Source organism: Pseudomonas fluorescens (assembly GCF_902497995.1).
In the GTDB taxonomy this organism is placed as follows: Bacteria; Pseudomonadota; Gammaproteobacteria; order Pseudomonadales; family Pseudomonadaceae; genus Aquipseudomonas; species Aquipseudomonas fluorescens_BK.
Genome location: NZ_CABVII010000005.1, coordinates 105,644 through 117,350 on the forward strand (window position 1 = coordinate 105,644; position 11,707 = coordinate 117,350).

At 58.4% G+C, this 11,707-nt stretch carries 8 protein-coding genes; all 8 read right to left on the reverse strand.

All coding sequences use genetic code 11. The features are described 5' to 3' along the window. Positions 1-18: 18 nt before the first annotated feature. The 8 genes from F8N80_RS07780 to F8N80_RS07815 all read right to left on the reverse strand — a co-directional run bounded on the left by F8N80_RS07780 (position 19) and on the right by F8N80_RS07815 (position 11,582). A complete protein-coding gene (locus F8N80_RS07780) occupies positions 19-924 on the reverse strand; it encodes an amino acid ABC transporter substrate-binding protein (RefSeq protein WP_150783626.1) in 906 nt (301 codons plus the stop codon). Then, positions 921-2,261, reverse strand: coding sequence for a putrescine-ornithine antiporter (potE, locus tag F8N80_RS07785; RefSeq protein WP_150783627.1), 1,341 nt, complete (start codon positions 2,259-2,261; stop codon positions 921-923). Before potE ends, F8N80_RS07780 begins: the two co-directional genes overlap by 4 nt. 80 nt (positions 2,262-2,341) lie before the next feature. After that, positions 2,342-4,642 (reverse strand): Orn/Lys/Arg decarboxylase N-terminal domain-containing protein, encoded by a 2,301-nt coding sequence (locus F8N80_RS07790; protein ID WP_150747798.1) that lies wholly within the window; start codon positions 4,640-4,642, stop codon positions 2,342-2,344. An 80-nt stretch (positions 4,643-4,722) separates the two neighbouring features. Then, positions 4,723-6,906, reverse strand: a complete 2,184-nt coding sequence (gene speF, locus F8N80_RS07795; protein WP_150747799.1) for an ornithine decarboxylase SpeF — start codon at positions 6,904-6,906, stop codon at positions 4,723-4,725. A gap of 530 nt (positions 6,907-7,436) precedes the next feature. Beyond that, positions 7,437-8,732 carry a flavohemoglobin expression-modulating QEGLA motif protein gene (locus F8N80_RS07800; RefSeq protein ID WP_150783628.1) on the reverse strand — a complete coding sequence of 432 codons (1,296 nt, stop codon included), beginning with the start codon at positions 8,730-8,732 and terminating at the stop codon, positions 7,437-7,439. Positions 8,733-8,839: 107 nt separating this feature from the next. Beyond that, positions 8,840-9,499 (reverse strand): MliC family protein, encoded by a 660-nt coding sequence (locus tag F8N80_RS07805; protein ID WP_150747801.1) that lies wholly within the window; start codon positions 9,497-9,499, stop codon positions 8,840-8,842. 330 nt (positions 9,500-9,829) lie between these two features. Next, entirely contained in the window at positions 9,830-10,456 is a 627-nt protein-coding gene (locus tag F8N80_RS07810; protein ID WP_150747802.1) for a hypothetical protein, read from the reverse strand. 223 nt (positions 10,457-10,679) lie between these two features. Then, entirely contained in the window at positions 10,680-11,582 is a 903-nt protein-coding gene (locus tag F8N80_RS07815; RefSeq protein WP_150783629.1) for a LysR substrate-binding domain-containing protein, read from the reverse strand. Positions 11,583-11,707: the final 125 nt, after the last annotated feature.

Consider the following 11,707-nt stretch of genomic DNA (forward strand, 5'->3'; position numbering starts at 1 on the left):
CCGTTACCATAACAGCGACTAAGGCAATGCATAGACGTCAAACAGCTTCTTGGCCGTATCGCTGGCGCCTCCCAGGTATTTGGCGTAAGCCTGTTCGATCTCACCCGAGCGGTACATATCACTCAACACGGTATCAACCAGCAAACGGAAGTCTTCATCGCCACGCTCGACCATCATCGAAGCCGGCGCGTACTCGTAGATGCGGTCCAGAACCATCAGGTTGCCATCGGGATAGTCCTTGGCAATGTGGTTCTTGAGCACTATGCGGTCGGAGAAAAACGCATCGGCTTTGCCTTCGGCAACCAACTTGATTCCTTCGTCGTTACTCCTGACCGTGACCAGGGTGGCGATCACGCCGAGTAAACGCATCTGCTCGCGTATCCACTGCTCGGTGACGCCACCGGCGGGGACGGCGAGGGTTTGCCTGGTCAAGCCGCGATTGACGGTCGCACGCCAGGTCGGGCCGTCATGCGCCACCTCACCGTTGAGCACCTTGAGTAATGTCTCGGGTGAATCCTTGTGCACCACGGCAGAGAGCCCGGCCGTATAGACCGGCACCGAAAAACTCACCGTTTTGCGGCGTTCCAGGTTCGCTGGGGTTGGCGTGCAGAAGATGTCGACCTTGCCTGAGCTGACGGCACTGACCTCTTCGGCAACCTTTATCGCCTCAAAGCGCACTTGCAACGAGGGCAGTCCCAGCTCGGCCTTGACCTTGTCGGCGATTTTGAGGCACAGGTCAATGGCGTAGCCGCTGGCCTTGTCGCCCAGGTGGCTGCTGAACGGGGCAAAGTCCGGTAGATAGCCCAAGGTCAAGGTGTTGCTGGCGCGCACACGCTCGAGGGTATTGGCACTGGCTGCTGCCGGCATCATCGAGAGCACGCAGGCGAGCAGCACGCTCACCGGTTTGGTCGATAACAGGTTCATAGGCTGTTCCCCCTATTCAGATCAGTTGCCGGTTCGTTGACAAATCGCTTGGCGAGGAAACCATAGAGCAGGTAGCCGACGGCGAGGACCAGAGTGCCGCCCATGACCGCATCCTTGCCGCAGGCATACAGGGCATACAACGAGTAGGCCACCGCAACCAGCAACACCACCAGGTTGCGCGTGTACACCGCAGCCCCGACGTTGGCCTTGTACATGATCACCAGCAAGCCGGTTAGCGCCGTTATGTAAGGAATCAGGTTGGTCACTGCCGCCAGGCTGACCAGCTTGCTGAATTGCGCAGCGGCATCGGGGGATATGGTCGACAGGGCCATGAGGGTCTGCAACACGCCACAGACGATCATGCCGACGACGGGCGCGTTCATTGAGTTGACCTTGCTGAACAGCTTGAGGAACAGGTTCTGATCGGCCGTCATCTTGGCGGTTTGTGCCAGGGTAAACTGCCAGCCCAGCAGCGAGCCGACACAGGCCATGACCGCCAGTGCCATGACGATGTTGCCCACCATCGGGTTGAATATCTTGCTATAGACCAGCGCGAAGGGCGCCGAGGAATTGGCCAGCTCGGCGTTGGGAACGATGCCCTGGATGACGGTGGTCGACAGCACGTACACCACGGCGGCCCCCAGGGTACCGAATAGGCAGGCCAACGGCACGTTGCGCTTTGGGTTTTCCACGGCATCGGAAGCCTGGGCGGCCGACTCCATGCCCAGGAAGGCCCAAAGGGTTAGGGGTATGGCTTTGGAGATGGCTTCGGAGATTGGCAGGCTATTCGGGTTCCAGGCGGCGGCCAGCACATCAGGCTTGAACCAGAACCAGCCGATGATGCTCAGGCCCGCTACCGGTATGATCACGCCCCACACCGTGATCGCCCCGATCTTGCCGGTGATGCTCGGACCACCGAAGTTGGCAAAGGTGGTCAACCAGATCAGGCCGATCGTGCCCATGCACAGCGGGATGGCTCCAGTACCCAGCCAGGGTACGAAGGCGGTCATGTAGCCCACCGCCGAGATTGCCACGGCCACGTTGGCGATCGCCAGGGAGAGGAAATACAGGTACGAACAGAGGAAGAAGCCCGACTTCGCGTGAGCTTCTTCGGTGTATGCGGACAAGCCGCCAGAACGGGGGCAAAAGACGCCGCACTGGGCGAAGCAATAGGCGATGGCCATCGAACCGATTGCGGTGAAGATCCATGACAACAGTGAGACGGCACCGAGTTGAGCCATGTTGGTGGGTAACATGATAATGCCAGACCCCATCATGTTGACCGTTACCAGCGTCGTGAGCCCCATCAGGCTCATTTTCTTGCTTGAATCAGCCATCGCAAACTCCTTGCTCAGTTCAAAGCATTGACCCTGAGTCCGGCGGGTAACCGCTGCCGCTGGGGAGGGGTGGAGAAACGTTACTGTTTGACCACATAGACCCTATAGGTAGGCCGACCCTGGTCGTCACGCTCTATTTCGACCCCATGGTTGTCATGTTCGAAGCCGGGGAAGCGGCCATCGAACAGCTCCATCGCCAGCAAGTAATCAACGATGGCTTTTTTATCGTCTCCCGCCTTCTCACCGGGCATCATCAGCGGAATGCCTGGAGGGTAGGGCACGATCTGAACCGCCACCGTTCGGCCGAGCATGTCGCGCACGGCAATTTGCTCGATTTCGCCTCTGACCAACCTTGCATAGGTTGCCCTGGGTGACGCCACCGGGTCTGGCAGCAGGGTGTAGGCCTGGTCCATGTTGTGCAGCATTTGCGAGGCGAGCATTTCCTGGTGCATCTCTTCGGCAAGGTCTTTCAAACCCATGCCCGAATAGCGTTCGGCATGGCTGCCGACCAGCTCCGGCAACACCTGTTCCAAAGGCGAATTACTGTCGTAGTGTTTCTTGAACTCCATCAAACCGGCGACCAGCGAACCCCATTTGCCTTTGGTAATACCCAGGCTGAACAGCAACAGGATTGAGTAAGGTTCGGTTTTTTCCACCACGATGCCGCGGCTGGAGAGGAACGACGACACCAGCGGGGCAGGGATGCCGCTGTTCTCCATCTTGCCTTCCAGCGTTTGCCCCGGCGTGAGCACAGTGACTTTGATCGGATCGAGCATGCAATAGTCGTCACCCAAGTCACCAAATCCGTGCCAACTGGCCGACGGCTTGAGGACCCAGGCAGCGCCGTGTCTCAGCACCTGCGCGTCAAGTTCGGCGAAGGGCACGCCATCGACTTCGTCCGGTTGCCAGACGCCGAACCACCAGTCATCGGCATCGCGCTCGAGCACTTCATCGCTCAGGCGCACCATGGCCTGGCGAAAAGCGATCGCTTCGCCTATGGACTCGTCGGTGAGGTAGCCACCGGCATCGTCCATCATCTTCGCCGAGACATCGATCGAGGCGATGATGGCGTACTGCGGTGACGTTGAGGTGTGCATCATGAAAGCTTCGTTAAAGAGGGCCGGCTTGACCGGCACCTTGCCTGAGCGGATATGAATCATCGAGGCCTGTGACAGCGCAGCCAACAGCTTGTGGGTCGAGTGGGTGACGGTCACGGTGGCGTCGTCGGCGTGACGTTCGCCACGGTGCATGCCGTAGCGTCCTTCATACAGCGGATTGAAGCGGGCATACGCATACCACGCTTCATCGTAGTGAATGCGGTCGACGCTTTGACTCAGTTCGCGGGTGGTGGTTTGCACGTTGTAGCAGAGGCCGTCGTAGGTCGAGTTGGTCAGCACCGCCAGCACCGGTTTCGCCGTCTTGTTGGTCGCCAATGGACTGTCTGCCAGTTTTTGAGCAACGGCTGCCGGGGTCAACTCGGTACGCGGCACGGGCCCGATCAGGCCTCGTGCATTGCGTCGTGGGCGCAGGTAGAGCGGCACCGCGCCGGACATGTTTAACGCGTAGTTCAACGATTTGTGGCAGTTGCGGTCGACCAGCACAGCATCGTTGTCGGTCACTGCCGAATGCAGGACGATCTCGTTGCTCGCTGAACTTCCGCCGACCGAAAAAAAAGTGAAGTCGGCGCCAAATACCCGCGCGGCGTATTTTTCTGCTTCATCTACCGGTCCGGAGTGGTCGTTAAGCGAACCCAGTTCGCCCACCGAAACGCTGAGGTCCGAACGCAGCATCTGCTCACCGTAAAAGTCGAGAAAACTCCGCCCGACCGCGGTCTTCATGAACGCGGTGCCACCCGTGTGGCCCGGCGTATGCCAAGAGTATTCGTGGGATTCGGCGAAGTTGACCAGGGCGCCAAAAAACGGCGGCAGGATGGTGTCGAGGTAACGACGGGCCGCTGCTTCGATGCGTCCGGCGATGAACTCGGGACTGTCTTCGGGCTGCCAGATGAAACCGTCAATGGTTTCGACAAATCTCAGGGGCACCTGACTCTGGTGTGCCTGACTCATGGCTAACATGACAGGCAGTTGGGCGGTACGTCGGCGAATCAGCTTGATCAGTTGCAGTGCCCGTTCCGGGTCTTTCTCGCAGAGCCCCCAACCAATGATTGCGCAACAATAGGCCGAGTTGGCACTGATGGCGATTTCTGCCTCTTGCAGCGATCCAGCGAGTTCGATCTCCAGCTCATGGTCGTGCAATGCCGCTGCAATGGCGTGGGCGCTTCGTACCAAAATGCTGTCGTCATTCTCGTGGGCATTGATCACAATCAGCACCGGAAAGCGTTGGGCCATATCGACAGGCAAGCGCGTTTTCGAGTGAGTCATGCGTATCTCCTGTAGAAAATGTCACTGAAACTCCACGCAGCGTCAGGTCACCACTGTCCATTGCGCGAAGCTGGCAGGGGCTACGTCTTGATCACGTAGCCATAGGCCCGGGTGCGACCGCTCTCCTGCTTCAAGTAGACGCCTTGAAGCTCCGGCGTAAAGCCAGGAAGAGCATTAATGCCGTCCTCCAGAGCCAAAAAGTACTTAAGCACCGCACCACCCCATATTTCCCCCGGCACCACGCAGAGCACACCGGGTGGATAGGGAAGGGCCCCTTCGGCAGCGATTCGACCGTCCGCGTCGGCCAGCGCCACTAACTCGACGTTGCCGCGGATGTATTCGATTTGAGCGGCTTGAGGATTCATCGCCTTCTTCGGGAAATGTTCCTTACGGAACATGTCCTTTTGCAATTGCTGGACGTTGTGGTCGCGGTAAAGGTCGTGCATTTCCTGGCAGAGCTGACGGATCGTGTAGTTGCGGTAACGATCTTCGTACAGTGCGTAAATGGCCGGCAGCACCCGGCTCATGGGGGCGTCATCGCTGATGAAGCGTTCGAAACGGGTCATCTGCGCGGCGAGGTGGCCCATCTTCGCCCAGTCTTCGGCCGGGGTGAGCAGGAACAAAATCGAGTTCAAGTCGCACTTTTCCGGAACGATGCCATTCTGGCGCAGGAAGTTGGCCAGGATGCCGGCATGAATGCCAAAGTCGGTGTAGCTACCATCGACCGGGTCAATTCCTGGCGTGGTGAACAGCAGCTTGCAGGGGTCAATGAAGTATTGCTTGTCGGCATAGCCGGGGAAGGCATGCCAGCGATCCTTGGGATGGAACTCGAAAAAGCGGATGTCCTTGGCAATCTCGTCAGTCGGGTAGTCCTGCCAGGGACGGCCATCGATGGTGGCCGGTACGAAAGGACGAACCATGGTGCAAGTTTCCAGGATGAACTTGCGTGCGTTAATGCCGAATTTCACACAGTCTTCCCACAGGCGCAGGCCGCTGCGACCCGAGTGGATGCGAGCGTTGACGTCCAGCGATGCAAACAGGGGGTAAAAGGGGCTGGTGGATGCCTGGGCCATAAACGCGTTGTTCACCCGTGCATGGTTGCAATACCGCGCCTGGCCCTTGATATGCCGGTCCTTCTTGTGGATCTGCGATGCCTGGGAAAAGCCTGCCTGTTGTTTGTGCACCGACTGGGTAACGAAGATACCAGGGTCGTTTTCGTTGAGATCCAGTAACAGCGGCGAGCAGTCCTTCATCATCGGGATGAACTGTTCATAACCGACCCACGCCGAGTCGAAGAGGATGTAGTCGCACAGCTTGCCGATACGGTCGACCACCTGCCGGGCGTTGTAGATGGTGCCGTCATACGTCCCCAGCTGGATGATCGCCAGGCGAAACGGCCGCGGCAGCTTGGCTTTGTCCGGCGCGACCTCATTAACCAGGTCACGCAGGTAGTCTTCTTCGAAGCAATGAGCATCGATGCCGCCGATGAAGCCGTAGGGGTTGCGCGCGGTCTCCAGGTACACGGGTGTTGCGCCCGCCTGGATCAATGCACCTTGATGGTTGGACTTATGGTTATTGCGGTCGAACAGCACCAGGTCGCCCGGGGTGAGCAGGGCGTTGGTGACAACTTTGTTGGAGGCGGAAGTGCCGTTGAGCACAAAGTAAGTCTTGTCGGCGTTGAACACCTGGGCTGCATGCTTCTGTGCTTGCAGTGCAGGGCCCTCGTGAATTAAAAGGTCGCCAAGCTTGACGTCGGCGTTGCACATGTCGGCGCGAAACAGGGTCTCGCCGAAGAAGTCGAAAAACTGCCGGCCGGCCGGATGTTTACGGAAAAACTGGCCGCCTTGATGGCCCGGGCAGGCAAAGGTAGCGTTGGCGGCTTCAGTATAGTGCTTGAGTGCATCGAAGAAGGGCGGTAGAAGGCCGTCTTCATAAGACCTGGCGGCCGTCTCCAGTTGGTTGCCGTAATACTCGGCGTTGTAGCGGGAAAGGTCGAACACGCCGTTGACCTGAAGAATCATCTCATGCAGGCGCTTGTAGACATCCAGCGCTCGGTCGCCACCGCCTGGCGGCGCTACCAAAAACAGCGGTATATCAAAGCCTGTTCGTTTAATGGTATCCAGCGCACCGCCCATGACGTCGTCCACCGAAAGCACCGCAACGGCGACATCGGTATAGTCGGTCTGACCAAGGGCAACGATTAAGCGGGAAGTGCGGAAACAATCTAGAACCGAATCGCTTGCGGCGACTTTCAAAGCGTTCATTGACAGGGTCTCCCAGTCGGCATGTTCGCCGGTTGTTATGAGGGCAGATACCTAGTACGGGCCAACTGTGGGCGGAACTCCGAATATTTGACATGTTTGGTATAGATCAATTTAGCGATCCCGAGTCCGATTTCACCACGCCCTGTCGGCCAAGAAGCGGATGCACTCCGTTAGACGCACTATGGTGATCAATGCGTTCATGGTGTGTCACCGCGTCAATTCGGCTTCGTCAGCATTTATGTAGTTGATTAAATGGGCGAAATAGCTCAAAGAGCTACAGTATGATGCAACACTATAGGCTACTTCGATTTGCGATTTGGGAGCTTAATACCGGCTGTCGGGTCACCGGACAACTTGTTTCGCAGAGAAAGGTCATGCCGCAGGCATGCTCCATTAACTTCTGACCAAAAAAGGGCGGCTGGTCAGCCGCCTTGAACAACAAGTTTTGCACTATAGATATAGAGGCTAGCGGACTCCCGCCTGCGTAGCGCGGCCGGGGTATGGTTGTTGGCCATTTGTTATTGCTTTCATTATGAGAACGCGCCAGGGATTGAGGCACTGGCGTCGGCTTCATGCTCATCTGCAAATGCCATGAACACCTCCAGATCGAGAACATCCAGCTTGATCCGGGTGATAAAGGCGGAGAAGGCCAGGTTGGCGGCGAGCCGACTCAGATCGGCGGCCCAATCCGGGACGTGGACCGGCCCCTTGAGCCAGCCAGACTCGAAGAGCGGGGCCAGGCGCACGGTGTCACCCAGGCTGAGGCGCCCGGCGAACAGATGACCCACCAGTTCCGGCCGGTTGTCGCGGATCGCAATGCGCAGCAGGGTATGCACGCCGAGCAAGCCGGTCAGGTAGGCGGCATCCTTGGTGAATGCCGAACCGCCGTGCAGGTCGGCGCCGCGGAAAACCCGTTGGGTCGAACGAAAGGACTCCTCTTGGGACTGACCGGCAGCAAGAAAACCTTCGAAAACCTGAATGAAATCGGCACCCTCCAGCGCCTGCTGGACCGCGAGCACGCGCAGGGCGAGGCGGCGCAGGCGGTTGATGTCCATGCTGCCGGTGAACAGCTCGGCCAGGGTGGCGATGCCCTCCTGGGTCTGGGTCGTGCGTGGCGCCCCCAGGCCCAGGCTTTTCAGGTTGGGTTGCAGCGCGCCATTTTGTGCCGTGGCGACATGCACAAAGGCCTCGTGCTGCAAAAGCTGGTTCTTGTCCAGTTCCGAGAACAGAGCGCCGGCACGCAGGCGGATGCGGCTCGCCCCGGCGATGGCCTTGGCGGCCAGGGTCGGATCGAGCACCACCGTGATCCGGCCCGGGCCGAAGAAACGATCCAGTTCCGGCTGCATCCAGGCAGCGAACGCCTCGGCCGGAATGTCGGCCAGGCTCGGTGGAATCCGCGCACCGCCCAGCAAGGCATCAGTGGTACTGAGGAAGAACCGGGCCGCGTCCAGCATGCTCAAGTTCAGGTCTGGGTAGTAGAAGTCCGGGCGCCGGTACAGCGCTGACGAATATTGAGTAAAGGCGGGTGTGCCAATGGCACCCAGCATGCGGCCGGCTGTGGCATAGCTGTTCGCGGTCATCGCCAGGTAACGCCCGGCCGGATGCCCCTCGTCACAGCGGCCGGAAAAGGCTTGCAGGGCAACGATGTCGGCGTTGTGGTCGCGCGGGCGTAGCTCGACCCTGGGCAGTTCTGCATGCCCGGCGCGCCAACGCTGCAGAAATACTTCCTCGACCCCATCCGGCCAGGACAGGGCATCCAGAACGCGGATCTTGCGGACCAGGCCGGGCAGGGCGGCATCGAGTTCGGACAGGGGCGCGGTGCTCACGGGAATCTCCTTGGGATACAAGGTTCAATCGCCACAGCTTAGTCGTTGTCGATGCATCGCGTTACGCCAGGCCGAGCACGCCAATTGCCCGGCCTCTACTCGACCCATCAGCCGACCGGTTCGGCCGAACAACTCATTTCCCCCGAGCCTGGCTTCTGGAACAGGACCGCATCGCCGTCTTGCCAGAAACTGTAGTTCCCCTGGGCATCCTTGCCAGTGTATCGGGTTCCCGAATCACTCTGCACCTGGCTCAGGGTGATCGAGCTGTTCGCCCATTTCAGGTACACGACACCTGGCTGCGTGGTAAAGAAGGTGGCGGCGATCAGCGCGTTTAACCCGGTACAACGAAACGCCAGGGGGCCTTCGGTGAGCCTGTCCGGATCCCTGGTTCGCACAATGGCCGAGCCTTGACGCAGTTGGTGCGCGCGTTCGGCATAACTGCGGATCATGCACGCCTTGGGCTCTGGTCCGGACGCACACTGATTACGGGTCTCGATCCAGTACTGCTGGTCGATCATGACGTTGTCCGGACGCGGTACCGAGCGTTCATCCGTGAGTGCCAGGCGATAAAGGCGCGTCAGTTCGACATCCATCTGCGCCAGCTGCGGATCGCGACAGATGAGTTTTTCGGCGGCTGCCCTGGCCTGGGTGCAGTCCAAGCGGGTGTTGAACATGGTAGAAGGGGGCGCAGCCTGTGCACAGGTGCTCGTCGCCGCGCACAGACTGGCAGCGAGCAGACGGGTGAAAAGGGCCGTGACCGTTTTCATATTGGCTTTACCCAGATCAATATGGGATGCCCGGATTGCCGTGGACCTATCGATCCCTCAGGAGTGTGGCAGTGTAAGTCGAGTTTTTTATAAGCGCACGCTTTGACCGCCGAGAGGTGCATGTGTACCGGCCGTGTTTGCCACGGATACGGGCTCCATGAAGATCGGCAACAGCTCCTCGCGGCACTCCTGGCTCGATGGCGGGACAAGAGCACCTGGCGGACCCAAGGCGGCCAACACCGCGTCGTCGACAAGCGACAAGCCACAACGGCTGAACCTGCTGGCCTTGCGTGCCTTTGGGTGTTCTAGAGGGACTGATAATGCCGCTGATTAAAAACGAGGCGCGCGATCCGAGCCGGCGCCACGAGGCTCTGAGTCACGCAGCATTGCCCGCGCCGGATCGGGTAAATCCGGGGTGGCGCTTGAATGGTTGGAAGCCTCCAGCCTGGAAACCCTTTTGCTGACCTCGTTGATATCGACAGGACTCAACGTGATATAGGCGCTGTTGACGCGGAAGGTTGCGGGTACGCCCTCCTTATAAAACTCGACGCGTTTATCGCTGCCTACTGCGAACCATCCATCAGCGCGCAATGCCTTTTCCAGTGCCTGGCGCTCTTGCGGTTGAAATTCCAGGCGAATGGATCGGTAGGTCAGTTTCTCCAGTGCCACACCCGTGATCTTGGGGCTTCCCATAGGATCTGCTTCGCTGGAAAAGTTGTCTGTGACATCCAGTGTGATTTCCGCGCTGCTGGCCGTTGCGCCAAAAACGACCATTGGCTTGTTGTGCGTACACGAAAGGTAGTTGTAGTAATCAACGCATTCTGTGAATCCTTGAGCTTTCCCCAGCGCCTGGGTACCGGGAACAGAGAGTCCCGCCACCTGAACGGTTGTCAGGCGTTCAGCAGAGTGGGCAGTACCTGCCACGAGTAGAAGAAAGATCGCTCCCAGCTTGTTCATATCACAGCTCCTACAGATCTATTGGGTTTGAAATGAATCGTGGTTCGCCTGTCGATCCCTGATGCGCAACGCGCGTTACCTGAACCGTGCTGGCATTTTGCGTACGAGGGGATGTTAGTCGTTAAAATGGATTGCGGTGGTTGCGATACACATTAGTTCAGAATCTGCGCTGTCCGTGCCGTACTCGTGATGCTCAAGCCAGCAGGGCCGCCTGTGGCCCCTCTTATTCATCTGGAAAGGGTAGCGATAGCAGCCAGGCACTGAAGGCATTCAATGACGGCAGGTTCTGGTATCGATTCGCGTAAATCAGGTAGTAACTGCGGCCGCTTTCCATCGGTTCAAACAATGCGACGAGGTCGCCATTCTTCAGTTCATCCTGGACAAGAATTTCTGGAATCAGGCCAATCCCGATCCCCGCTGTCACCGCTTGAATCAGGTGAGCCGTGAGCTCGAAGCTTGGGCCGGCACGCATGTTTGTGTGGTCGACGTTATGCTGGTCGAACCAGTCAGACCAAGCGCTCGGCCTCGATACGACGTTCAACAAGGCATGCTCGGCAACGTTCGCCGGTGACATGCGACGGTACTCGGGCAGTGCTGCCGGACTGGCAACCACTACCAGTCTTTCGCTGAGCAACTTGTGTGAAATGTAGCCTGGCCAGTCTCCAGAACCTGCGCAGATGATTGCATTCATGTCGTGAGTGGACGATTGCACGTCCTCCCGGATGATTCTGGAGTGTATGTGAACCAATATTTGCGGGTGTTTTGCGTAGAACTCATGCATCCGTGGCAGCAGCCATTTCGAGCCCAGGGTCGGCAGTACCGCCAGATTCAATGGGCCACCGTCATTCTTGTACGAAATGGTCTGCAATGTTGCGCTTCGAATGCGACCCAATGCCGCCGCCAATTCGTGTTGATAAACCGCGCCGGCCGCCGTCAATTCAATCTTTCGGCCGTTACGTCTGAAGAGCTCGATTTCAAGTTGGGCCTCCAGGGTTTGTACCTGGCGGCTGACGGCACTTTGAGTCAATGCCAGTTCTTCTGCAGCCTTGGTGAAGCTGCAATGGCGTGCGGCCGCCTCAAAGGCGACCAACAGCGACATCGAGGGGGTGAGTCTTCTAGGGTTCATTCATAAAGCTCATGCAAAGCCAACAGGAATTACGTTTGTTCCAAGCCTGAATAGCCGCAACAATCATCAAAACCCTATGCAGCTGCTCGGTGTGCCTTGTGCAGAGCATACGTAATGCGAATGCA

Bases quoted from the DNA above. Each gene is read 5' to 3' on its own strand.
- F8N80_RS07780 (WP_150783626.1), bottom strand. From the start codon at position 924: ATGAACCTGTTATCGACCAAACCGGTGAGCGTGCTGCTCGCCTGCGTG.
- potE (WP_150783627.1), bottom strand. From the start codon at position 2,261: ATGGCTGATTCAAGCAAGAAAATGAGCCTGATGGGGCTCACGACGCTG.
- F8N80_RS07790 (WP_150747798.1), bottom strand. From the start codon at position 4,642: ATGACTCACTCGAAAACGCGCTTGCCTGTCGATATGGCCCAACGCTTT.
- speF (WP_150747799.1), bottom strand. From the start codon at position 6,906: ATGAACGCTTTGAAAGTCGCCGCAAGCGATTCGGTTCTAGATTGTTTC.
- F8N80_RS07805 (WP_150747801.1), bottom strand. From the start codon at position 9,499: ATGAAAACGGTCACGGCCCTTTTCACCCGTCTGCTCGCTGCCAGTCTG.
- F8N80_RS07810 (WP_150747802.1), bottom strand. From the start codon at position 10,456: ATGAACAAGCTGGGAGCGATCTTTCTTCTACTCGTGGCAGGTACTGCC.
- F8N80_RS07815 (WP_150783629.1), bottom strand. From the start codon at position 11,582: ATGAACCCTAGAAGACTCACCCCCTCGATGTCGCTGTTGGTCGCCTTT.